Annotated in this window: 18 protein-coding genes and 1 pseudogene; 14 read left to right on the top strand and 5 right to left on the bottom strand. The window is 71.6% G+C overall.

What is annotated here, in order from left to right; all coding sequences use genetic code 11:
- The first annotated feature begins 139 nt into the window (after positions 1-139).
- The 3 genes from ACFWYM_RS34285 to ACFWYM_RS34295 all read left to right on the top strand — a co-directional run bounded on the left by ACFWYM_RS34285 (position 140) and on the right by ACFWYM_RS34295 (position 3,448).
- Positions 140-1,405: a glycosyltransferase family 4 protein gene (locus ACFWYM_RS34285; protein ID WP_384846218.1), complete on the top strand. Its 1,266-nt coding sequence runs from the start codon at positions 140-142 to the stop codon at positions 1,403-1,405.
- Positions 1,402-2,304, top strand: coding sequence for a hypothetical protein (locus ACFWYM_RS34290; protein WP_384846220.1), 903 nt, complete (start codon positions 1,402-1,404; stop codon positions 2,302-2,304). The genes ACFWYM_RS34285 and ACFWYM_RS34290 overlap by 4 nt, the downstream gene beginning before the upstream one ends.
- Before the next feature lie 82 nt (positions 2,305-2,386).
- The gene (locus ACFWYM_RS34295; RefSeq protein ID WP_384846222.1) at positions 2,387-3,448 is read left to right on the top strand and encodes a helix-turn-helix transcriptional regulator; all 1,062 of its coding nucleotides are present in this window, start codon (positions 2,387-2,389) and stop codon (positions 3,446-3,448) included.
- Between the two features lie 46 nt (positions 3,449-3,494).
- On the opposite strand, the pseudogene ACFWYM_RS34300 reads toward ACFWYM_RS34295, so the two are convergent.
- Positions 3,495-5,021, bottom strand: a pseudogene (locus ACFWYM_RS34300) (cbb3-type cytochrome c oxidase subunit I); the annotation flags it as partial.
- A 440-nt stretch (positions 5,022-5,461) separates the two neighbouring features.
- On the opposite strand from ACFWYM_RS34300, the gene ACFWYM_RS34305 reads away from it, so the two are divergent.
- Positions 5,462-5,677: an I78 family peptidase inhibitor gene (locus ACFWYM_RS34305; protein WP_384846224.1), complete on the top strand. Its 216-nt coding sequence runs from the start codon at positions 5,462-5,464 to the stop codon at positions 5,675-5,677.
- A 176-nt stretch (positions 5,678-5,853) separates the two neighbouring features.
- On the opposite strand, the gene ACFWYM_RS34310 is transcribed toward ACFWYM_RS34305, so the two are convergent.
- Positions 5,854-6,873 carry a phosphatase PAP2 family protein gene (locus tag ACFWYM_RS34310; RefSeq protein ID WP_384846226.1) on the bottom strand — a complete coding sequence of 340 codons (1,020 nt, stop codon included), beginning with the start codon at positions 6,871-6,873 and terminating at the stop codon, positions 5,854-5,856.
- A gap of 248 nt (positions 6,874-7,121) precedes the next feature.
- Entirely contained in the window at positions 7,122-8,282 is a 1,161-nt protein-coding gene (locus ACFWYM_RS34315; RefSeq protein WP_384846228.1) for a hypothetical protein, read from the bottom strand.
- 250 nt (positions 8,283-8,532) lie between these two features.
- Between ACFWYM_RS34315 and ACFWYM_RS34320 the strand changes: the two genes are divergently transcribed.
- The gene (locus tag ACFWYM_RS34320; RefSeq protein WP_384846230.1) at positions 8,533-10,158 is read left to right on the top strand and encodes an MFS transporter; all 1,626 of its coding nucleotides are present in this window, start codon (positions 8,533-8,535) and stop codon (positions 10,156-10,158) included.
- Positions 10,159-10,208: 50 nt separating this feature from the next.
- On the opposite strand, the gene ACFWYM_RS34325 is transcribed toward ACFWYM_RS34320, so the two are convergent.
- The gene (locus ACFWYM_RS34325) at positions 10,209-10,655 is read right to left on the bottom strand and encodes a cell division protein SepF (protein ID WP_384846232.1); all 447 of its coding nucleotides are present in this window, start codon (positions 10,653-10,655) and stop codon (positions 10,209-10,211) included.
- Between the two features lie 311 nt (positions 10,656-10,966).
- On the opposite strand from ACFWYM_RS34325, the gene ACFWYM_RS34330 reads away from it, so the two are divergent.
- Complete coding sequence (locus ACFWYM_RS34330) at positions 10,967-12,280, top strand: DUF5685 family protein (RefSeq protein WP_384846234.1); 1,314 nt, start codon at positions 10,967-10,969, stop codon at positions 12,278-12,280.
- A gap of 33 nt (positions 12,281-12,313) precedes the next feature.
- Here the strand turns inward: ACFWYM_RS34330 and ACFWYM_RS34335 are convergent, their stop codons facing one another.
- A complete protein-coding gene (locus ACFWYM_RS34335) occupies positions 12,314-13,297 on the bottom strand; it encodes an ABC transporter substrate-binding protein (protein WP_384846236.1) in 984 nt (327 codons plus the stop codon).
- Positions 13,298-13,820: 523 nt separating this feature from the next.
- On the opposite strand from ACFWYM_RS34335, the gene ACFWYM_RS34340 reads away from it, so the two are divergent.
- The 8 genes from ACFWYM_RS34340 (at position 13,821) to ACFWYM_RS34375 (ending at position 22,476) form a co-directional block, all read left to right on the top strand.
- Positions 13,821-14,705, top strand: coding sequence for an amino acid ABC transporter permease (locus ACFWYM_RS34340; protein ID WP_384846237.1), 885 nt, complete (start codon positions 13,821-13,823; stop codon positions 14,703-14,705).
- Positions 14,702-16,501 (top strand): FAD/NAD(P)-binding protein, encoded by a 1,800-nt coding sequence (locus tag ACFWYM_RS34345; protein ID WP_384846239.1) that lies wholly within the window; start codon positions 14,702-14,704, stop codon positions 16,499-16,501. Before ACFWYM_RS34340 ends, ACFWYM_RS34345 begins: the two co-directional genes overlap by 4 nt.
- A gap of 48 nt (positions 16,502-16,549) precedes the next feature.
- On the top strand, positions 16,550-17,449 hold the full coding sequence (locus ACFWYM_RS34350) for an amino acid ABC transporter permease (protein ID WP_384846241.1): 900 nt from the start codon (positions 16,550-16,552) through the stop codon (positions 17,447-17,449).
- Entirely contained in the window at positions 17,446-18,207 is a 762-nt protein-coding gene (locus tag ACFWYM_RS34355; RefSeq protein WP_384846243.1) for an amino acid ABC transporter ATP-binding protein, read from the top strand. Before ACFWYM_RS34350 ends, ACFWYM_RS34355 begins: the two co-directional genes overlap by 4 nt.
- A 62-nt stretch (positions 18,208-18,269) precedes the next feature.
- Entirely contained in the window at positions 18,270-19,244 is a 975-nt protein-coding gene (locus ACFWYM_RS34360) for an ABC transporter substrate-binding protein (RefSeq protein ID WP_384846245.1), read from the top strand.
- 36 nt (positions 19,245-19,280) lie between these two features.
- Complete coding sequence (locus tag ACFWYM_RS34365) at positions 19,281-20,360, top strand: LLM class flavin-dependent oxidoreductase (protein WP_384846247.1); 1,080 nt, start codon at positions 19,281-19,283, stop codon at positions 20,358-20,360.
- Complete coding sequence (locus ACFWYM_RS34370; protein WP_384846249.1) at positions 20,357-21,691, top strand: NtaA/DmoA family FMN-dependent monooxygenase; 1,335 nt, start codon at positions 20,357-20,359, stop codon at positions 21,689-21,691. The genes ACFWYM_RS34365 and ACFWYM_RS34370 overlap by 4 nt, the downstream gene beginning before the upstream one ends.
- Positions 21,688-22,476: a DUF1684 domain-containing protein gene (locus tag ACFWYM_RS34375; RefSeq protein WP_384846251.1), complete on the top strand. Its 789-nt coding sequence runs from the start codon at positions 21,688-21,690 to the stop codon at positions 22,474-22,476. Before ACFWYM_RS34370 ends, ACFWYM_RS34375 begins: the two co-directional genes overlap by 4 nt.
- Positions 22,477-22,604: the final 128 nt, after the last annotated feature.

Here is a 22,604-nt window from a genome sequence, read left to right on the forward strand (position 1 = left end):
TCTCTGTGCGGCATCAGTTCCAGAACAAGATGATGATGGCGACCAACCCGGGAACCGGAATCCCTGTCTAACCCTGCGGTAGGCGGACGAGAAGGATGGTCTGCGGGGAACCAAGGGAAAATATGGGATACGGGGACGCATGCACATCTCTTTCCTGATTCATAACGCGTACGGAATCGGAGGGACGATCCGGACGACGTACAACCTGGCGAACACGCTGGCGGAACAGCACGACGTGGAAGTCGTGTCGGTACTGCGCCACCGCGAGGAGCCGGTGTTCGCCGTCGACCCGCGCGTGCGGCTGCGCCACCTCGTGGACATCCGCAAGGGGACCGCGGGCTATGAAGGAGACAGCGCGGAGTACCGCACTCCGGCCAGGGTGTTTCCCTCCGCCGAGGGCCGCTACGCCCAGTACAACGCCCTCACCGACCGCCGCATCGCGGAGCACCTCGTCTCGGTCGACTCCGACGTGGTGATCGGCACCCGCCCGGGGCTCAACGTGCACCTCGCCCGCCAGACCAGGCGCGGCCCGCTGCGCGTCGGGCAGGAGCACCTCACCCTCGACAGCCACTCCAAGCAGCTCCGCCGCCAGCTGCGCAGCGTGTACCCGCGCCTCGACGTCCTGACCACGACGACCGAGGCCGACGCGCACGCCTACCGCACGACGATGCGGCTGCCCGGCGTGCACGTCCAGGCGGTGCCCAACCCGGTGCCCGCGCCCGGCATCGCCCCCGCCGACGGCTCCCACAAGTGGGTCGTCGCGGCGGGCCGCCTCGCGCCGGTGAAACGGTACGACCTGCTGATCAGGGCCTTCGACCGGGTCCGCGCGGAGCGCCCCGACTGGCGGCTGCGGATCTACGGCGGCGGCAAGCAGAAGGACAAGCTGCGCAAGCTCATCGACGAGCTCGGGCTCTACAACCACGTCTTCCTGATGGGCCCCGCCCACCCCATCGAGCCCGAGTGGGCCAAGGGCTCCATCGCCGCCGTCAGCTCCAGCCTGGAGTCCTTCGGCATGACGATCGTCGAGGCCATGCGCTGCGGCCTCCCGGTCGTCGCCACCGACTGCCCGCACGGCCCCGGCGAGATCATCGACAACGGCGTGGACGGCCGCCTCGTCGAGAGCGGCAACGTGGACGCGATCGCGGGCGGCCTGCTGGAGCTGATCAACGACGACGCGCTGCGCCACCGGATGGCCGGGGCCGCGCTCACCGACTCCGAGCGCTTCGACCCCGCGCGGATCGCCGAGCGCTACGAAACGATGTTCACCGAGAGGATCAGCCGCGGCGGCTCCATGGGCGGCCGGTTCCGCGGCTCCCTGCACCGCGCCCGCGGCGCACTCCTCGGTGGCGCCTACGCCGTGCGGGACCTCGCCCGTACGGCACCGACGAAGGGGCAGACGGCATGACGTCCGTGGCCGCACCGCAGACCGGGAGCGACGTGGCGAGCACCGAGACCACCACCACCGCCGACTCCGCGCTCGCACCGAGCGCCGACTGCATCGCGGACTCGGCGGGCGGACTCACCTTCGACATCACCGACCCCGGCGAGCCGGGCACGGCCCATCTGCTGCTGCGCCTGCGCGACGCGGGCGCCCCCACGGACGGGGCGGACCGGGCGGAGCACGAGGTGCGCCTGCCGCTCACCCCGTCCGCCGACGGCCGTCTGCGTGCCGCGCTGCCCAGCAGCATGGAGCTGGCCGAGGGCCGCTGGGACGCGTACGTCGAGGTGCCCGGCACCCCCGCCCCGCGCCGCCTGGTGCCGGGCGTGAACGATCTGCGCTCGCTCGTCGACCGGGCCCCCAGCGGCGCCCGCGGCCACGTCGCCGTCCGCATCCCGTACCCGACGAAGCACGGCAACCTCACGGTCCGCAGCTGGCATCGCGCTCCGCACGCGGAGGTCGGCGAGATCGGCCTCGACCAGGCCGGGGCGGCCCTCACCGGGCGTGTGTACGGCACCGGCCTGACCGGCCAGGCGTACGTGGAGGCGCGCCGCCGCAGCGAGCCGCACCGCACCCACCGGGCCGAAGTCACCGCGCGCGGGCCGGAGTTCACCGCCACCGTCGACTTCGGTGAGCTCGCCGACAGCGGGGCGGGCACCTGGGACCTCTGGCTGCACCCGGCCGGCGAGAGCGGCCCCCGGGTCCGGCTCGCCCGCATCCTGGACGACGTGGCCGACAAGAAGGCGATCTTCCTGTACCCCACGACCCGCGTCGTGGTCCCCCAGGGCGTCGTCGAGGCGGGCCCGTACTACACGACGGACAACGACCTGTCGATCCGCGTCGTGGAGGCCAAGGCCGCGGGCTGAACCAAGCGCCGACGTACCGTCCGCAGAAACGTGCCTTCGCTGCGGACGGTACGTGTCCGCAACACCCGGCAGAATCGGCCCCATGTTGGAGACCTCCGCACGGCTGCTGCGTCTGCTCTCGTTGCTCCAGGCCCACCGCGAGTGGTCAGGGGCCGATCTCGCCGACCGCCTCGGCGTCACCCCGCGCACCGTCCGCCGCGACGTGGACCGGCTGCGGGAGCTCGGCTATCCCGTGAACGCGAGCCCCGGCACGGGCGGCGGCTATCAGCTCGGCGCCGGGGCCGAGCTGCCGCCGCTGCTGCTCGACGACGAGGAGGCGGTGGCCGTCGCGGTGGGCCTGCGGGCCGCCGCGGGGCAGGGCGTCGAGGGCATCGGCGAGACGTCCGTGCGCGCCCTCGCCAAGCTGGAGCAGGTCCTGCCGAGCAGGCTGCGCCGCCGCGTCGGCGCCCTCAACGCCTTTACGGTGCCCATGTTCCGCACGCCCGGGCCCGCCGCCGTCGACCCCGGCGTCCTGACCGAACTGGCCGCCGTCTGCCGGGACTCGGAGCGGCTGCGCTTCGACTACCGCGACCACAACGGCAGTTCGAGCCGCCGCCTCGTCGAACCGCACCGCCTCGTCTGCACCGAGTACCGCTGGTACCTGGTCGCCTGGGACGTGGACCGGGCCGACTGGCGTACGTTCCGCGCCGACCGCATCACGCCGAAGCCGCCGCACGGCCCGCGCGTCGCCCCGCGCACCCCGCCCGCCGAGGACCTCGCCGCCTATGTCTCCCGGGGCGTCTCCACGCACGCGTACGCCGCCCAGGCCGTGGTCCGCCTCCATGTGCCGCTCGCGGAGGCGGCACGGCGCATCTCCCCGTCGGGCGGCACCCTGGAGCCCGAGACCGAGGGGACCTGTCTGCTGCGCACGGGCGCGGCCAGCCTCGACGTCATGGTCTTCCATGTGATGTTCATGGGCTTCGAGTTCGAGATCGTGGAGCCCGCCGAGCTCACCGACCGGGTCAGGTCGGCCCGGGACCTGCTGAGCCGGGCTCTGGAGCGGACGGAGCGGACGGAGCGGGCAGCGCCGTCTCCCGGAACGCCGCGTACTCGGGATGGTGCAGATCGAACGCGGGGGACTCGGACCGGATCCGGGGCAGCGTGACGAAGTTGTGCCGGGGCGGCGGGCAGGAGGTGGCCCACTCCAGGGAGCGGCCGAAGCCCCAGGGGTCGTCGACGTCGACCTTCTCGCCGTACTTCCACGTCTTCCAGACGTTGTAGAGGAACGGCAGCGTCGACATCCCGAGCAGGAACGCGCCGATGGACGAGATGGTGTTGAGCACCGTGAACCCGTCGGCGCCCAGATAGTCGGCGTACCGACGCGGCATGCCCTCCGCGCCCAGCCAGTGCTGGACGAGGAACGTGGTGTGGAAGCCGACGAAGAGCGTCCAGAAGTGGATCTTCCCCAGGCGCTCCTCGAGCATCTTGCCGGTCAGCTTCGGCCACCAGAAGTAGAAGCCGCCGAAGGTCGCGAAGACGACGGTGCCGAAGACGACGTAGTGGAAGTGCGCGACCACGAAGTACGTGTCGGTGACGTGGAAGTCCAGCGGCGGCGAGGCGAGGATGACGCCGGTGAGCCCCCCGAACAGGAACGACACCAGGAAGCCGATCGCCCACAGCATCGGTGTCTCGAAGGACAGCGAGCCCTTGAGCATGGTGCCGGTCCAGTTGAAGAACTTCACGCCCGTCGGGATCGCGATCAGGAACGACATGAAGGAGAAGAACGGCAGCAGCACCGCCCCCGTCGCGAACATGTGGTGCGCCCACACCACCACGGAGAGGCCGGTGATGGCCATCGTCGCGCCGATCAGCGGGATGTAGCCGAAGATCGGCTTCCTGCTGAAGACCGGGATGATCTCCGTGATGATGCCGAAGAACGGCAGCGCGATGATGTAGACCTCCGGATGCCCGAAGAACCAGAAGAGGTGCTGCCACAGCAGCGCACCCCCGAACTGGGCGTCGAACACGACGGAGTGGAAGCGCCGGTCCGCCTCCAGGACGAGCAGCGCGGCCGCGAGCACGGGGAACGCCATCAGCACCAGGATCGAGGTGAACAGCACGTTCCAGGTGAACACCGGCATCCGGAACATCGTCATCCCCGGCGCCCGCATCCCGATGATGGTGGTCAGGAAGTTCACCGCGCCGAGGATCGTGCCGAAGCCGGAGAGCGCGAGCCCCATGATCCACATGTCGGCGCCGATCCCGGGCGACCGCTCCAGGCTGTTGAGCGGCGCGTACGCGAACCAGCCGAAGTTGGCGGGCCCGCTCGGCACCAGGACCGAGCCGAGCACGATCAGGCCGCCGAAGAGGAAGAACCAGTACGAGAGCATGTTGAGCCGCGGGAAGGCGACGTCGGGGGAGCCGATCTGCAGCGGCATGATCTCGTTGGCGAAGCCCGCGAACGTGGGCGTCGCGAAGAGCAGCAGCATGATCGTGCCGTGCATGGTGAAGAGCTGGTTGAACTCGTTGTTGTTCATCAGCTGCAGCCCGGGGCGGGCGAGTTCGGCCCGCATCATCAGGGCCATGAGCCCCGCGATGAGGAAGAACACGAACGACGTGATCAGATACAGGTGCCCGATCTTCTTGTGATCGGTGGTGGTCAGCCAGTCCACGATGATCCGGCCCGGCCGCCGCTCCCGGACCTCGCGCGTGTCCGCCGCCACCGTCTGCGTCCCCATCGCCTGCCCCTTCGCCGTCGGCACCGGGCTTGCTGAAGCCCGTGCCGTCCCGCCCGCGAGCCCACGCCATGATGCTCGCGTCCCACCCTGCTCCGACAGGGGGCGTACGCCGTGGACTGTGGGGGAACCATGAATTCCTATGCGCCGTCACATCCCCACGTGCGCCCCGAAATAGCAAAATGGGGAGGTGCTGTAAAGGCGCCGCCAGACTCTCAATTGAGTGCTGCTTTACCTCTCGGAGGGCGCCGGAGGAGATCTCGCAGGGGGGTGTGCCGGGGAGCTTTCGAAGGGCTCCGACTCGCTCCTGAATTACGTCGGGACAAGTACGGAACCGCCCGTACGTGTGACGGAGTTGGAGCGAAACGCAGGTGGAGGTCCTGTGACATAAGCGTGACCAGAGAGGGACTCGTCACACATGGTGCACGGTTAGCCTGGCGCCCATGGCACCTATCCCCACACCGCCCGTGGAACCCGATGACGCCCCGGACTCCTATGTCGGCCTCGCCGCCGAGCAGGCCGAGCTGCGGGCCCGTGAGCGCGGCTGGTCCACCGTCAGATCGCTGGCTCCGGGCACCATCATCACCATGGAGTACCTGGCAGGGCGGCTCAACTTCGAGGTCGACGGCGGCACGGTGAAGCGCTGCTGGAAGGGCTGACGGACCCCTCTGACGGCCACCTTCGGCCACCTCTGACGGACGCCTCCGGCCGGCCACCTCTGGCCACCTTCGGCCAGCGCAAGACGGCAGGCAAAAGGCCCCGGTTCCTCGTCGGAACCGGGGCCTTCGCCGTGCGGGGAGGGGTTGTGCGTACCGGTCTCCCCGCTGTTCTCGGGTCAGCCGCCCGCCACCGGGCGGGCCGACGTGGTGCCTCGGGCCACGCGCTCCGGGTGCTGCGGGCGGCGGCTGCCGACGGGCGTGACCGGGGTCCGCTCGGAGCGCGTCGTGTGCGGCCCGGGGGCGAGGTAGGCGGGGGAGCGGGCGCTGCGGACGGCGCCGATCGGCTCGCGGGCGGGGCCGACGCCCTCCGTGGGGCTGCGCGGCGGGAAGAGCGCGGAGGCTCCGGCGGGGGCCGGAACGGGAACGCCGGCGCCGGCGCGGCGGTTGCGCCAGGTCTCGCGGACACCGAAGATCCAGCCCTCGACCCGGGCGATGAGGGGCTCCACCCACGGCAGCGCGAGCAGGACGAGCAGGCCCGCGGCCCAGCCGAGGAACACGTCGCTCAGCCAGTGCGTGCCCAGGTAGACGGTGGTCAGGCCGACGCTGAGGGAGACCACGGCGGAGAGCGCGGACAGGTAGCGGCGGGTCACCGGGGTGGAGGCCAGATAGGCCAGGATTCCCCAGGTCACCACGGCGTTGGCGGTGTGGCCGGAGGGGAATATATCGCCGCCCTGCCACATCTCGTTCGACCCGATGACCGTGGCGTAGTGGGGGCCGAGGCGGCCCATGCCGATCTTCGCGGCGCCCACCGTGGCGTTGAGCAGCAGCAGGGCGGCACCGAACATCAGCAGCGGGCGCAGCGTGTGCTGACGCCAGGAGCGCCAGCCGAGCCAGGCCGCGACCATGACGGCGGTCGGGCCGCGCTGGCCGAGGACGACCCAGTAGTCGAGGAAGGCGTGGATCTCGGGCCACTGCTGGTAGGGCCGGAAGAACATGACCTGCCAGTCGAAGCGGACGAGCCACGAGGTGGTCACGACGGCGACGACGATGGCCAGATAGAAGGCGAGGGTCGCGCTGAAGAGCACGACCCTGTGCCGGCTCATCCTCGGTTCATCGAGGCCGACCGGTCGTTCCGGCTCACGGTCTAGCCGGGCGAAGACCCGGTCGAGACGGGTGAGGTTTCGTTCGGTACGCACCCAATCGACGTTACAGCGAGTGAGTGCGGCGCTAGGTCGAATCAGTGGCTTTGTGATGACGATGTGATGTGGGATTGATCTCAGGGCGAATTTTATTCCCGAGGTTTCAGCAATTTCCGACGGGGCCCGGCGAATTCATAGATCATTTACCGGGGGCGTTATATCGCCCTTATAAATGCGTTCACCGGGTGCTGGTGCTCAATTTCCCGGGAGCTCACCGGGCGGGCCGCCCGGGACCATAAAAACGATCATGGCGGACCCGAGCCGTTCAGCCAGAACGCCCCGTAGACCGCGCTCGCCGCCGCCACCACCCCGAGCACCGCCGCCGACCTGGACGTACGCAGCCGGGCCAGGGCCACCGCGACGGGCAGGAGCAGCGGGAAGGCGGGCAGCAGGAGCCGCGGTTTCGAGCCGAAGTAGCCCTGCGCGCACAGGGCGAGCGCCACCACGATCCCGCAGTAGACGAGCAGCGGCAGCGGCTGCCCCCGGCGCACGCACAGCACATACAGCCAGACGACCAGGGCGACCCCGACGATCAGGCCGATCCCGGCGAGGGCCGAGGGGAACGAGGTGAACTTGTCGCCGATGAACCGGGCGAAGGCCAGGCCCCCGTCGAAGCCGTTGCCCCACCCCTTCTGCACGTCGAGATAGCCGAAGAGGCCGCCGCCCGTGCGGTGCCCCACCCACAGCACATAGCCGGCCGCGCCGAGCGGGGCGAGCACGACGCCGAGCACCAGGCGCCAGTCCGCCCGCCGCTCCCGCCGCACCAGGGCGGCCGCCGCCACCCACACCGCGGCCACCACCGCGGCCCCGACCGGCCGGGTCAGCCCGGCGAAGGAGGCGAGCAGGCCCGCCGTCACCCAGCGCCGGGTCACGACCGCGTAGAGCGACCAGGCCGCGAGCGCCGTGAACAGCGACTCGCTGTACGCCATCGACTGCACGATCCCGACGGGCAGCACCGCCCACAGCGCGACGGCGCAGACCCCGGCCCTGCGCCCGTACACATGGGCGGCGACCGCGAAGATCCCCCATGCCGCGGCCAGCGAGGCGACCCAGCTCACCACCAGTCCCGCGTCCGCGTACGACAGCGGGCTCACCGCCGACACCAGGCGCTCCAGCCACGGCAGGAGCGGGAAGAACGCGAGGTTCGAGTGGACGTCGCCGTTCGGCAGCCGCACCTGCCAGCCGTAGCCGTGGTCGGCGACGCGGGTGTACCAGAGCGAGTCCCAGCGGGCGGTCAACAGGGTGTGCGGGCTCTTGCCCGTCGCCGCGCACCACGCCGCGAGCACCGCGAGCCCGAGCGCGCGCACCCCGGCGTACACGAGCAGCGCGGGCGCCGCCCGGCGCAGCAGCGGAGCGGCCGCGCCGGCTCCGGCGGCGGACGAAGGGCGTTGATCAAGATCGGTCACGGGCTCGATTATCGGCGCAGCACACCGCCGGATGCCCCCTCGGGGCACCGGTCCGGACGCCGGTCACCGCCCCGGCGGGTGGCACACGCCACATCACCACCGTGCAACCATGAGAGGTCCGCCACGCGCCCCTGCGGTGAACTCGCGTAGTCTGACGGCTCACTCGCCCTTCGCGACCGCCGGAGCTGGGAGTCCCCACCCCTCCGTCCCCACGTGGCCGATGCGCGAGGGATCACTTGGAGGTACGCACATGTCCGGGACGACCACGGCCGCCGCACCGACCGGCCGTCGTCTCTCCGGCGCCGGTCCTTGTGCCAACCGCTGGCTCGTCCTCCTCGTCCTCTGCGTCAGCCTGCTGCTCGTCGCCGTGGACGCGACGGTCCTGCACGTGGCGGTGCCCGCCGTCACTGAGGACCTCAGGCCCGGCGCGATCGAGCTGCTGTGGATCGTGGACGTCTATCCGCTGGTCTGCGCCTCGCTCCTCATCCTCTTCGGCACGCTCGGCGACCGTGTGGGCCGCAGACGCGTCCTGCTCTTCGGATACGGGCTCTTCGGCGTGGCCTCCGCGGTGGCGGCCCTCGCCGACACCCCGCACGTCCTGATCGCGGCCCGTGCGCTGCTCGGCGTCGGCGGCGCGATGATCATGCCCGCGACGCTCTCGATCCTCCGCCAGGTCTTCCCCGACCGGCGCGAACGGGCGCTCGCGATAGGCATCTGGAGTGCCGTCGCCGCGGTGGGCGCGGCCGTCGGACCGCTGCTCGGCGGCTTCCTCCTCGAACACTTCTGGTGGGGTTCGGTCTTCCTCATCAACATCCCGCTGATGCTGGTGAGCCTGCCCGTCGGCCGGATGCTGCTGCCCGAGTCGACCGGTGACCGCGACGGCCCGTGGGATGTGATCGGCGCGCTGATGGCGGCGGCCGGGCTCTTCGGCGTCGTGCTCGGCGTGAAGCGGCTCGGCAGCGGGGAGTCGCCGTTCGGCATGACGACGCTGGTCTCCCTCGCCGTCGGCGGGGCGCTGCTCGCCGCCTTCGTGCGGCGCCAGCGCCGCCGCACGCATCCGCTGGTGGACCTGGCGATGTTCGCGCGGCCCGCGTTCAGCACGTCGGTCGGCTGCATCGTGCTCGCGATGCTCGCCCTGGTGGGCCTCGAACTGATCGCCGCGCAGTACCTCCAGCTCGTCCTCGGTCTCTCGCCGCTGGAGACCGGGCTCCGGCTGCTGCCGCTGACGCTCGCCGCGATGGCCGCGGGCCTGGCGGGCTCGCGGATGCTGCACCGCTTCGGGCCGCGCGCCATGGTCGCCTTCGGCTTCTGTGTGACCGCGGCCGCCGTGGTCCTGCTCACCGGCATGGGTGACGGCGACAACACGCCGCTGCTGCTCTGCGGCTTCGTGCTGCTCGGCTTCGGCCTGGAGACCACGCTGTTCGGCTCGTACGAGTCGATGCTCAGCGAGGCGCCGCAGTCCCAGGCGGGCGGCGCCGCCGCGATCGGCGAGACCAGCTATCAACTGGGCGCGGGCATCGGCATCGCGCTCCTCGGCAGCGTCATGAACGCGGCCTACGCGCCCGGTCTCTCCTCCGTGCCGGGTGTATCGGCCCAGTCGAGCGCGGCCGCGAGTCACTCGCTGGGCGAGGCGTATCAGGTCGCCGACCGGCTCGGCGGCAGCGCGGGGGAGAGCCTGCGGGTCTCGGCGCGGGACTCCTTCGTGCACGGACTGCACGTCACGCTGCTGGTCAGCGCGGGGCTGCTGCTGCTCGGTGCGCTCGCCGCGCTGAAGCTGCCGCGGTCCGCGGAGTGCGCCGCCTCCGCGGCGCAGGGCGAGCCGGGGATACCGGCCCCCCGCGACCCGGCCGGAGTCGGCACCGAGTCGGTCCGCTGAGGCGCTGGGGGACAAGGCGCTCACCGCGACCGCGGTGAGCGGCCCTGCCCTCAGCTCTGGTTGAAGAAGCCGTCCGCGGGACGGCTCGCGGCCTCGCCGTTGACGATCTGGGTGTCGGCCGGGGTGAGCAGGAAGACCCGCGTCGCCACGCGCTCGATGGAACCCCGCAGCCCGAAGGTGAGCCCGGCCGCGAAGTCCACCACGCGCTTGGCGTCGGAGGGCTCCATGGCCGTGAGGTTCATGATGACCGGGACGCCCTCCCGGAAGAGCTCGCCGATGCCGCGTGCGTCCCGGAAGCTGTCCGGGGTGACCGTGCCGATCCGGCGGCCCTGCTCCTCGGCGGCCTCGGCCGCCACCCGCACCCGCGGGTCGGTGACCCAGGCGTCGGCGGACTCGGGTCCCTCGGCTCCGTCGTCTTCGTAACCGTCGTAGTAGCGCTCGTCATTGTTGTCGTCGACGAGGCCAAGCCAGGCACTCGCCTTGCGCACCGATCCCATGGACGCCTCCTCTCGCAGCGGTCTCTTTCCGTTCCGCATCCCTATCGTCGTCCATGATGCGGATGGTGCGCCAAGTGGATAGTCGCCGCGCGGGGTTTTCGTGACGGTACTGGTGCAGAGTCAACGCCTTGACACACGGGGATCCTCAAGGGTCTTGCCGTATACGGCTGCTGACAGTGAGTGAAATATGATTCTTCGTGCCGTATGGGTGACGGGCGGTGCGTCCGGGTGAACGGAACCCCGGTTACGATGCCGCAGTTGATCCACAACGGCCCTCAGCGGCCGGCATCGGACTTCACGGGGGAGTCGTCTTGTTCGGAATCGTCAGGCCCTGCAGCCATCGTCTCGGCGAAGGTCTGAAGACCCAGTGGATGGCGCATCTGTGCGGGCTCTGCCTCGCGCTGCGCGGTGACCACGGGCAGTTCGCCCGGGTCGTGACCAACTACGACGGGCTCATCATCTCGGTTCTGACGGAGGCTCAGGCCGAGCGCAGCACCGGCTGGCGGCGCACCGCGGGGCCCTGTCCGCTGCGCGGCATGCGCACCGCGTCGGTCGCGCAGGGCGAGGGTGCGCGGCTCGCCGCGGCGGTCTCCCTCGTGCTCGCGTCGGCGAAGGTCCGTGACCATGTCGTCGACGGGGACGGGATCCTGGCGCGCAAGCCGGTGGCCGCCGCCGCCCGCAGGGTCGCGCGGAGCTGGGACCGGGCCGGGGCGAAGACCGGCGCTGATGTGGGCTTCGACACGGCCGTGCTGGTCGACGCCGTCGAACGGCAGGCCGGGATCGAGACCTTGGCGGGCCCGGGCACCTCGCTGCTCACCGTCACCGAACCCACCGAGACGGCGACCGCCGCGGCCTTCGCGCACACCGCCGTCCTCGCCGGGCGGCCGGGCAACGCGGCGCCGCTGGCCGAGGCGGGGCGGCTCTTCGGGCGGCTCGCACATCTCCTTGACGCCGTGGAGGACAAGGAAGCTGACGCCGCGTCGGGTGCCTGGAACCCGCTCGCCGCGACCGGGACGTCCCTGGCCGAGGCGCGGCGGCTCGCCGATGACGCGGTGCACGGGATACGGCTCGCGCTGCGTGACGCCGAGTTCACGGACGGCAAGCTGGCGCACCTGCTGCTCGCGCACGAGCTGAAGCGCTCGGTGGACCGCGCCTTCGGCACCGAGTCGTGCGGTCACGGCCACGGCCCCGCCCATGAAGTGACGGCCCATCAGGGCGGCGGCGGGTACGGCGGGCCCTATGGGGCGCCGCCGCAGCAGGGCGGGCCGTACGGGTCCGGTGGCGGGGGACCGTACGACCCGCAGAATCCGTACGGGGGCGGTGGCAATCCGTACGGTGGCGGGGGTGGCAATCCCTTCGGGGGTGGTGGGTCCGGTGGGCCCGGTGACCCCGGCGCGTTCGGGCCGCCGCCCCCGCCGAAGCCCGGCAAGCGCGGCTTCTGGGCGGGGTGCGCCGTCGCGATCGGTCTCTGCTGCACCTGCAAGGTGTGCTGTGCCGAGCACTTCGAGGGGCCGTGGTCCCGGAAGAAGCGCGAGGGGTGCTGCCACAGCTGTGACTGCGGGGGCTGCGACGGCGGCTGCTGCGGGATCTGCGAGTGCTGCTCCTGCTGTGACTGTGGGCTCTGACGGCCCCTCGGGCGCCGGGGGCCGGTCTGCCGGTCAGTCCTTGATCTCCGGCGGGGAGATCTGCGACTTCTTGATCGCGGACGGCTGTGTGCCCCACTTCTTCAGGATGCGCTCGTACGTGCCGTCCTTGATGAGCTGGTCGACCGCGGCCCGGAACGCGGGGGCCAGCTTCGTGCCCTTCTTGAAGGCGAAGCCGACATCGAGCCGGTGGAACTCGTTGAGGAACTTCACGCCCTCCTGCTGCTTCACCGCGTAGCGCAGGCCGTTGATGGTGGACATCACGACGTCCGTGCGGCCCTGCTGGAGCGAGGACCAGATCGCGCTCGAGTCGGCGTACGTCTTCACCGAGTACGGCTCCTTGCCCGCCTTCGAGCAGAGGTGCTTGTTGTCCTCCAGGGTGGCTTCGAAGGTGGTGCCCGCGCCGGTCGCCACGTTCAGGCCGCACAGCTGCGTGAAGTCGGTGACCTTGGTGAGCTCGCTGTCCTTGCGGGCGGCGAAGCCCTGGCCGTCGTTGATGTAGGTGACGAAGTCGAGGGTCTTGCGGCGCTCGTCCGTCACGCCGAAGTTGCCGGTGCCGAGGTCGTACTTGCCGCTGTCGAGGGCGGGCAGGATCGCCTCGAAGCTCGCCTCCTCCCGGTCGAGCTCGACGCCGAGCACCTTGGCGACGGCGTCGGCGAAGTCGACGTCCTGGCCGACGAGCGTCTTGCCGTCCTCCAGGTAGGTGGTGCCCGGCGGGGTGCCGCCGACGGAGGTCGCGAGCCGGAGCGAGCCCTTCGCGCGGACGTCGGCGGGGAGCAGCTTCGCCGCGGCCTCGTCCTTCTTGACCGCCGACACCACGTCCGTCGTGGGGATCTTCGCACTCTTGCCCGCGGGCGCCGCGCCGCCCGCCCCGCCGTCACCCCCGCCCGAGCCGCAGGCGGTGAGCGTGAGCGTGGCGGCGGTGATCAGGGCGAAGGCGGCGGGGATGCGCTGGGCATGCAGGCGTGTGCGCAGCCGGGTGCGCGGGGTCGTGCTCATGGGTGACGTACTCCAACTCCGGGCGGACGCGCGGAAGGTAGGCAAGGAGAAAGCAGGCAGGGAGAAGCAGGCAGGTGGTGCGGTGGTACGAGGGGAGGGGCGCCGGAGACCGGAAACGGCGGGGTCACGGCGTACGCGTGTGAAGGCGAGGGCAACTCGGCGCGGGCGCACGGGAGATGACGGCGTGCGGGAGCGCGCAGCGGGGTCGGCTCAGGAAGAGCGCACCGGGTGCGTCAACGGAGACTTCAACAAGAAGACGACCACACGCGACCGAAGTCGATGTGGGAGCGCGTGACCAGCCACTGCTGTGGATGCATGGGCCAAGTGGAACAGGCATCCGGTTCCGCGTCAACCGTCGTGAGACGTATCGCCCACATCCTGGACAGCCTTGACAGCGACGGGAATTGGCCCCGTACTCTCGAACCCTTGAACGCCGGAGCGTGCTGAGGGGCTCGGTCCGGCGGTGTTCTGCCGTGTGAAGGCACCACCCGTGTTCGATCTCCCGTATCCACGGAGCCTTCGCATGTCGTCATCCGACACCCTCGTAAAATCCGGGGCCACCCCTCCCGAAGATCCCGCCGACCTCGACGCGCTCGCCGCGCTTCCCGGCGTCCCGCGCATCGTGCCCCGCCGCCGGCCCGGCCAGTGGGCGGCCGCCGCCCTCGTCCTGGCCCTGCTCGCGCTCGTCGCCCAGTCCGTCGTGCGCAACGACAAGTTCCAGTGGGACGTCGTCGGGGAGTACTTCACCACGGCGGCCGTGCTGCGCGGGCTCTGGCTCACGCTCTGGCTGACCGCCGTCGTCATGGCCGCCGGCTTCGCGCTCGGCACCCTGCTCGCGATCGGGCGGCTCTCCGCCAACCCGGTGCTGCGGAGCGTCAGTTGGGGCTATGTCTGGCTGTTCAGGTCGGCGCCGATCCTGGTGCAGCTGCTGTTCTGGTTCAACATCGGGGCGCTCTACCCGACCCTCTTCGGCATCAAGACGGTCGACCTGCTCGGGCCCGTCACCATCGCCATCGTCGGGCTCACCCTGCACGAGGCCGCCTACGCCGCCGAGGTCGTGCGCGGCGGCATCCTCTCCGTGGAGCGCGGCCAGATCGAGGCGGCCCAGGCGCTCGGGCTCGGCACGTGGCGGCGCTGGCGGCGGGTCGTCCTTCCGCAGGCCATGCGCGCCATCGTGCCGCCCGCAGGGAACATGCTGATCGGCACCCTCAAGGGCACCTCCATCGTCAGCGTCATCGCGGTCCAGGACCTGCTCTACTCCGTGCAGTTGGTCTACCACCGCACCTACCAGGTGATCCCGCTGCTCCTGGTCGCCACCATCTGGTACGTCGTCGTCACCTCGGTGCTCAGCGTCGGCCAGTACTACGTGGAGCGGCACTACGCCCGCGGGTCGGAGCGGTCGCGATGAGGCGCTCCCTCGTCATCGTCGGCGCGGGGCCGCGCGGCACGGGTCTGCTGGAGCGCATCGCCGCCAACGTGCCGCTCTTGTACGGGAATTCAGGGGGCGGGGATTCAGGGGCCGGAGATGCGTCCGGCGCCGAGGTCGACATCCATCTCGTCGACCCGTACCCGCCGGGCGGCGGGCGGATCTGGCGGCGGGACCAGTCGCCGCTGCTGTGGATGAACTCCCAGGCCCAGGACGTCACCCTGTTCACCGACGACACGGTGGAGCTCGCCGGTCCCGTCAAGGAAGGGCCCGCCCTGCACGAGTGGGGGCGGCTCGACGGGCGGACCTTCGTCAGCCGCCGCACCCAGAGCGGCTATCTGCGCTGGGTGTACGAGCGGGCGCTGAGCGCACTGCCCGCGGGTGTCACCGTCCATGAACACCGGCGCCGCGCCCTGCGAGTCAGCGGGTCCCGCGAGGGCCGGCAGCAGGTCTGGCTGGAGGGGCGGCCCCGGCCGCTCGTCACCGACCTCGTCATCCTCGCCCAGGGGCACTTGGACGCCGAACTCGATTCTGAGCAGGCCGAGTTGGCGGCCTACGCCGAGCGGCACGGGCTCGTGCACATGCCGCCCGACTTCACCGCCGACAGCGACCTCTCGCCGCTCGCACCCGGCGAGAGCGTCATCGTGCGCGGCTTCGGGCTCGCCTTCGTCGACCTGATGGTGCTGCTCACCGAGGGGCGCGGCGGACGCTACGAGGGGGACACATACGTCCCCTCGGGGCGCGAGCCCGTCCTGTACGTGGGCTCCCGGCGCGGCGTCCCCTACCACTCGAAGATCGGCTACGACTGGACGGGCGAACGGCCGCCGCTGCCCCGCTACTTGGGACCCGCCGAGATCGACGAGCTGCTCGCCCGCCCGGACGGCCACGACTTCCGGCGCGACGTGTGGCCGCTCATCGAGAAGGAGCTGGGCTTCGCCCACTACCACCGCCTGTTCACCGCCCACCCCGGGCGCACGGCCATGGACTGGACGGACTTCGACGAGAAGTACGCGGCCTGCCCGCCCGGCAGCCCCGAGCTGCACGCCCTCGTCTCCGCCGCCGTCCCCGACCCCGCCGACCGCCTCGACCTCACCGCGCTCGACCGCCCCCTGGACGGCGTGCGCCACACCTCGTACGAAGCGCTCCAGGACGGACTGCGCCGCTACGTCACCGCCGACCTCGACCGCCGACACGACCCGGAGCACAGCCCCGACCTCGCCGTCTTCCTCGGACTGCTGTCCGTGTACGGGCAGTTGGTGCGCCTCGGCGACCTCGGCGGCTGGTGGCACGGCTTCTTCAGCTACCTCGCGTCGGGGCCGCCGGGGCCGCGCCTGCGGCAGCTGCTCGCCCTGTCGCGCGCGGGCGTCGTGCGCTTCCTCGGCGCCGATGTGAGCGTGCGCGCCGAGGACGGGGTGTTCCGCGCCGAGAGCCCCACGCTCCCCGGACACGTCACCGAGGCCCGCGCCCTCGTCGAGGCGCGGCTGCCCCAGCCCACTCTCGAGCGCACCCGCGACCCGCTGCTGCGCGAGCTGTACGCGGAGGGGGCGCAGGCGACTCCCGCCGGGCTCCTGGCTGTCGACCCGGCGGACGGGCGGGTCCTGGACCGGGCGGGCGCGCCGCACCCGCGCCGCTTCGCGCTCGGCCCGCACACCAACGCGCGCGGCGCCGGGGCCTTCACCCGGCCCCGTACGAACAGCCCGTCCTTCCGGCAGAACGACGCGACCGCCCGGGCCGTGCTCACGTTCCTGCGCGACCTCTCCTGTCGCGACGCCGTCTGAGCGTTCCCGTTCCCCTTGCCCTGCTCGTCCGAACTCCCGGGAATTTCCGTGTCCTTGACCAGCGATCCACCCATCGACAAAGAGACATCGCCGCCGCCCGACGCCGCCGCGGACGTCGACTACAGCTCCCTGAAGGTCGTGCCCGTGCGCCACCCCTGGCGCTGGGCCGCCGTCGCCGTGACGGCCGTGCTGCTCGTCCAGTTCGCGCACGGGCTCGCCACCAACCCCGGCTGGGAGTGGGAGGTGTTCGCGGAGTTCTTCACCGCCGACGTGATCCTGAAGGCCGTCTGGGTCACCCTCCAGCTCACCTTCTACGGGACGGCGCTCGGCTTCGCGCTCGGTGTCGTGCTCGCCTTCATGCGGCTGTCCGCGAGCCCGTTCCTGAAGTCCGTGGCCTTCGCCTACATCTGGGCGTTCCGCTCCATCCCGCTCATCGTGCAGCTGCTGTTCTGGTTCAACCTGGCGTATCTGTACAAGGAGCTGCAGTTCGGGATCCCCTTCGGGCCCGGGTTCTTCTCCTTCGACACGATGGGGCTCGTCGGCGCCATGAGCGCGGCCGTCCTCGGGCTCGCGCTGCACCAGGCCGCGTACGCCGCGGAGATCGTCCGGGCGGGCGTACTCGCCGTGGACGGCGGGCAGTTGGAGGCCGCGGCCGCGCTCGGCATCCCCAGGCTGCGGCAGATCCGCCGGATCGTCCTGCCGCAGGCGATGCGCTCGATCCTGCCCAACGCCGCCAACGAGGTGATCTCCCTCTTCAAGGGCACCTCCATCGTCTCCGTGATGGCCATCGGCGAGCTCTTCTATCAGGTCCAGGTCGTCTACGGCCGCAACGGCCGGGTGGTGCCGCTGCTCCTGGTCGCCACCGCCTGGTACATCCTCCTGACCACGGCGCTCTCCGTCCTCCAGCACTACGTCGAACGTCACTTCTCCAAGGGGGCCACGCGATGAGCGCCATGGTCGAACTCCGCTCCGTCCACAAGTCGTTCGGCGCCCTGGAGGTGCTGCGGGGAGTCGACCTGGAGGTCGGCGCGGGCGAGGTCACCGTCGTCCTCGGGCCCTCCGGCTCCGGGAAGTCGACGCTGCTGCGCACCATCAACCACCTGGAGAAGGTGGACAGCGGCTGGATCAGTGTCGACGGGGCGCTGGTCGGCTACCGGCGCTCCGGCGACAAGCTGTACGAGCTGCGCGAGCGCGAGGTGCTGCGCCAGCGCACCCACATCGGCTTCGTCTTCCAGAACTTCAACCTGTTCCCGCACCTGACCGTCCTGGAGAACGTCGTCGAGGCCCCCGTCTCCGCCCTGAAGCGGCCGCGCGCCGAGGCCGAGAAGGCCGCGCGGGAGCTCCTCGCGCGGGTCGGGCTCGCCGACAAGGCGGCCGCCTACCCCAAGCAGCTCTCCGGGGGCCAGCAGCAGCGCGTCGCCATCGCCCGCGCGCTCGCCCTCGAACCGAAGCTGCTGCTCTTCGACGAGCCGACCTCCGCGCTCGACCCGGAGCTGGTCGGCGAAGTCCTCGATGTCATCAAGGACTTGGCGCGACAGGGCACCACCATGATCGTCGTCACCCATGAGATCGGCTTCGCACGCGAGGTCGCCGACACCGTCGTCTTCATGGACGAGGGCCGCATCGTCGAGCAGGGCGCACCCGCCGACGTGCTCGACCGGCCGCGCGAGGACCGCACCCGCGCCTTCCTGTCCAAAGTCCTGTGAAGCACCTGAGTCCTGTGAACCGCCCGAACCCGGCCGACCGCCCGCTGCCGAGGAGCCCCGCCATGCCGTCCCGCCGCACCGCCCTCACCTTCGCCGTCGCCGCCCTCGCCGCCGCGCCCCTGCTCAGCGCCTGCGGCGGCGACAGCGACGCCGCGACCGGTGCGGGCGCGGCCGGCACGAAGAAGGTCGGCTCGATCAACATCGGGCCCGACCAGCACCGCGTACGCGGCAAGAAGGTCCCCGAGATCGCCGCGCTGCTGCCGAAGGAGGTCCGTGAGCGCGGCACGCTGCGGCTCGGCGGCGGCGCCGACTCCACGGCGCCCCTCGGCTTCTACGCCACCGACGACAAGACCCGCATCGGCTCCGAGGTGGACCTGGCGATCCTGCTCGCGGACACCCTGGGCCTCAAGCCCGCCTTCCAGCAGGTGTCCTGGGAGAACCTCTTCGTCGGCCTGGACAGCGGCAAGTTCGACGGGGTCCTCGCCAACGTCACGGTCACCGAGGAGCGCAAGGAGAAGTACGACTTCGCGACCTACCGGCTCGACAACATCGCCTTCGAGGCGCGCAAGGACGCCGACTGGAAGGTGCGCGGCCCGAAGGACGTCGCGGGCAAGGCCGTCGCCGTCTCCTCCGGCACCAACCAGGAGAAGATCCTCGTCGACTGGAGCAGGCGGAACGAGAAGGCCGGGCGCGAGCCCGTCCGCATCAAGTACTTCCAGAAGGACTCCGACTACTACCTGGCCCTTCAGTCCGGCCGCATCGACGCCTACCTCGGCCCCAGCCCGTCCACCTCCTACCACGTGGCGGCCGCGGGCCGGACGAAGATCGTCGGCACCCTCTCCGGGGGCGGCGCGGCCGTCCAGGGCGAGATCGCGGCCACCACGAAGAAGGGCAGCGGGCTCGTCGACGCGTATGCCGCGGCCCTCAACCACGTGATCAAGGACGGCAGTTACGGCCGTGTCCTCAAGCGCTGGGGGCTGTCGAGCGAAGCCGTGAAGAAGTCGGAGATCAACCCGCCCGGGCTGCCGAAGCCGTGACAGCGGCCTTCCAGGAACTCAGAGAAAGGACCACCGATGACCGCACCCCCCACCGGCCGCGGCCCCCTGCACCTCGCCGCCGCCATCGACCGGACCGGGGCGTACGAGGCGGGCCCCTACGCCGAGCTGGCGCTGCTCGCCGAGGCGGGCGCCCTCGACTTCGTGACGCTCGGCGACACCTTCGCGCGGCCGGGGCCCGACGCGCTCGCCGTCCTGGCCCGGCTCGCCCCCGCCACCGGGCGCATCGGGCTCGTGCCGACCGTCACGACCACGCACACCGAGCCGTTCCACGTCCAGGCGGCCGTGGCCACCCTGGACTGGGTCAGCCACGGCCGCGCGGGCTGGCAGCCCGACGTGTCGACGACCGAGGCCGAGGCCCGGCTCTTCGGGCGCAGGCCCGCCGCGCCGCGCGCCGCGCTCTGGCGGGAGGCCGGTGAAGTCGCCGACGTGGCGGGCAAGTTGTGGGACAGCTGGGAGGACGACGCGGAGATACGGGACGTCGCGACCGGCCGCTTCATCGACCGGGACAAGCTGCACTACGTCGACTTCGAGGGCGGGACCTTCTCCGTGAAGGGCCCCTCGATCGTGCCGCGGCCGCCGCAGGGCCACCCCGTGACCGTCGTCGACGCCACCGCGCCCGGCGCCCTGGAGACCGCCGCCCGGCACGCGGACGTCGCCCTCGTGCGCGCCGCGAGCCCCGCGACGGCGGGTGCCGCACGGGCCGAACTGCGCTCCCTCGCCGCCGCGTCCGGGCGCGACCCGGACGGGCTGCGGGTGCTCGCCACCCTCGTCGTCGACCTCGGCGGCGGGGAGCACGCCGCCGAACCCGGGCACGGCGGCGGCCCGCTGCCCACCGCCGACGGGCCGCTCTACCGCGGCGGCCCCGTCGACCTCGCCGACCTCATCGCCGACTGGCACGCCACGGGCGCCGTCGACGGCTTCCACCTCACCCCCGCCCAGCCGGTCCGCGACCTGGAACGCCTGGTCAACGGCACGGTGGCGCTGCTCCAGCACCGCGGCCTGTTCCGCACCTTCTACCCGGGCAGCACCCTCAGGGAGCACCTGGGGCTCGCGCGGCCCGCCAACCAGTACGCACGGGTGGGCGCCGCCTCATGAGTCCTCGTACCGGCAGGAAACAGATCCACCTCGCCGCCCACTTCCCCGGCGTCAACAACACCACCGTCTGGGCCGACCCCCGCTCGAAGTCGCAGATCGACTTCGCCTCCTTCGAGCACCTCGCCCGCACCGCCGAGCGCGGCCTCTTCGACTTCTTCTTCCTCGCCGAGGGGCTGCGGCTGCGCGAGCACAACGGGCGCATCCACGACCTGGACGTGGTGGGGCGGCCCGAGTCGATCACCGTCCTGAACGCGCTCGCGGCCGTCACCGAGCGGCTCGGGCTCGCCGCCACCGTCAACGCGACCTTCAACGAACCCTATGAACTCGCCCGCAGGCTCGCCTCGTTGGACCACCTCAGCGGCGGCCGGGCGGCCTGGAACGTGGTCACCTCCTCGGACGCCTTCACCGGCGAGAACTTCCGGCGCGGCGGCTACCTCGACCGGGCCGACCGGTACACGCGTGCCGCCGAGTCCGTCGCGACCGCCCGGGAGCTGTGGGACTCCTGGGCGGACCCGGACGCCCCGGGCCCCGAGCCCTTCGCGCACCGGGGGCGGCACTTCGACATCGAAGGCGAGGTGACCGTGCCGCGGCCGCCGCAGGGCCACCCCGTCGTGATCCAGGCGGGGGACTCGGACGAGGGGCGGGAGTTCGCCGCGTCCGCCGCCGACGTCGTCTTCACCCGGCACGGCACCCTGGAGGCAGGGCGCGCCTTCTACGCCGATGTGAAGGCGCGGCTCGCGCGGTACGGGAGGGACGCCGACGACCTCAAGATCATGCCGGGCGTGACCTTCGTCCTCGGGGACACCGCGGCCGAGGCGCAGGAGAGGGCCGCAGGGATCCGGCGGCAGCAGGTCTCCCCGCAGAACGCCCTCCTCGCCCTGGAGCAGGTGTGGGGCGTCGACCTGTCCGCGTACGACCCCGACGGGCCGCTGCCCGAGATCGACCCTGCCCCCGACTCGACGCTCGTCCAGGGCCGGGTGCGGATCGCCGACAGGCTGGCCGTCGCCGAGAAGTGGCGCGCCCTGGCCGAGGCCAAGGGCCTGTCCATCCGGCAGGTCGTGATCGAGACGACCAGCCGGCAGTCGTTCATCGGCACCCCCGAGTCGGTCGCCGCCGAGCTGGACGCCTTCGTGCAGGGCGACGCCGCCGACGGATTCATCCTCGTCCCGCACCTCACCCCCGGCGGCCTCGACGCGTTCGTGGACCGTGTCGTGCCGCTGCTCCAGGAGCGGGGCGTCTTCCGCACGGAATACGAGGGCACCACCCTGCGCTCTCACCTGGGGCTGCGCACACCCGCAGCACCGCACCACGAAAGGACCCGCACGGCATGACCGACGCCGACCTGTGGAAGCACTGGCACGAGCAGCGCACCGAGACGGTCGCCGCCCCCTACGGGCCGCTCGCCCTCACCGGCACGCACTGGCTCTCCGACCACGCCGACGGGCATCTGCCGAACCTGCCCGGACGGTGGCGCGAGTCCGCCGACGGCACGGGCGTCGTCCTCACCGCGAGCGCCGCCGACGGGCTCACCCTCGACGGGAAGCCGCTCGACGGCGAGGCCCGGCTCGGCGTGGACACCGGTGCGGTCGCGGACGCGCGGCTCGCGCTGGGGGAGCGGCGCCTGGTGGTCCTGGCGCGGGAAGGGCTGTGGGCGGTACGGGACTTCGACCCGGGCTCCGCCGCGCGCGCCGCCTTCCGGGGCATCGACGCCACCGCGTACGACGCCCGCTGGTCCGTGCCGGGCCGCTTCACCCCGTACGGGGAGAACCGCACCGTCCGGGTGGGCAACGCGGACGGAGCGGAGCGCGGGCTCGGCCTGGACGGTGAACTGGCCTTTGGACTCGGGGGAGTTGAGCACACGCTGCAGGTGACCGTGGAGGGCGACGGATCGCTGTGGGCCGTCTTCGCCGACGGCACGAGCGGGACCTCCAGCCACCGCTTCCGCTTTCTGCGCCCGGCGGCGCCCGACGCCGACGGCCGTACGACGGTCGACTTCAACCGGTCGCTGCTGCCCCCGTGCGCCTTCGCCGACCACTTCCTGTGCCCGTTCCCGCCGCCCGGCAACACCCTGGACGTGGACATCGCGGCGGGGGAGCGGACGTTGAGCGGAACCTGATCCGCCGCTGACGCGTCACAGGCACAGCCGATGACCCAAGCCCCGGCAGGCGTACGGACGGTACGACACCTGCCGGGGCAGGTCGTCGTGTTTTTGACAGTTGGCCGAAAGCTGTCCTTGTGCGGCCC

The organism is Streptomyces sp. NPDC059009, from assembly GCF_042740175.1.
Classification (GTDB): Bacteria; Actinomycetota; Actinomycetes; order Streptomycetales; family Streptomycetaceae; genus Streptomyces.

Excerpts from the sequence above, each read along its gene's own strand:
- ACFWYM_RS34285 (WP_384846218.1), top strand. The coding sequence starts at position 140 with ATGCACATCTCTTTCCTGATTCATAACGCGTACGGAATCGGAGGGACG.
- ACFWYM_RS34290 (WP_384846220.1), top strand. The coding sequence starts at position 1,402 with ATGACGTCCGTGGCCGCACCGCAGACCGGGAGCGACGTGGCGAGCACC.
- ACFWYM_RS34295 (WP_384846222.1), top strand. The coding sequence starts at position 2,387 with ATGTTGGAGACCTCCGCACGGCTGCTGCGTCTGCTCTCGTTGCTCCAG.
- ACFWYM_RS34305 (WP_384846224.1), top strand. The coding sequence starts at position 5,462 with ATGGCACCTATCCCCACACCGCCCGTGGAACCCGATGACGCCCCGGAC.
- ACFWYM_RS34320 (WP_384846230.1), top strand. The coding sequence starts at position 8,533 with ATGTCCGGGACGACCACGGCCGCCGCACCGACCGGCCGTCGTCTCTCC.
- ACFWYM_RS34325 (WP_384846232.1), bottom strand. The coding sequence starts at position 10,655 with ATGGGATCGGTGCGCAAGGCGAGTGCCTGGCTTGGCCTCGTCGACGAC.
- ACFWYM_RS34335 (WP_384846236.1), bottom strand. The coding sequence starts at position 13,297 with ATGAGCACGACCCCGCGCACCCGGCTGCGCACACGCCTGCATGCCCAG.
- ACFWYM_RS34340 (WP_384846237.1), top strand. The coding sequence starts at position 13,821 with ATGTCGTCATCCGACACCCTCGTAAAATCCGGGGCCACCCCTCCCGAA.
- ACFWYM_RS34345 (WP_384846239.1), top strand. The coding sequence starts at position 14,702 with ATGAGGCGCTCCCTCGTCATCGTCGGCGCGGGGCCGCGCGGCACGGGT.
- ACFWYM_RS34355 (WP_384846243.1), top strand. The coding sequence starts at position 17,446 with ATGAGCGCCATGGTCGAACTCCGCTCCGTCCACAAGTCGTTCGGCGCC.
- ACFWYM_RS34360 (WP_384846245.1), top strand. The coding sequence starts at position 18,270 with ATGCCGTCCCGCCGCACCGCCCTCACCTTCGCCGTCGCCGCCCTCGCC.
- ACFWYM_RS34365 (WP_384846247.1), top strand. The coding sequence starts at position 19,281 with ATGACCGCACCCCCCACCGGCCGCGGCCCCCTGCACCTCGCCGCCGCC.
- ACFWYM_RS34370 (WP_384846249.1), top strand. The coding sequence starts at position 20,357 with ATGAGTCCTCGTACCGGCAGGAAACAGATCCACCTCGCCGCCCACTTC.
- ACFWYM_RS34375 (WP_384846251.1), top strand. The coding sequence starts at position 21,688 with ATGACCGACGCCGACCTGTGGAAGCACTGGCACGAGCAGCGCACCGAG.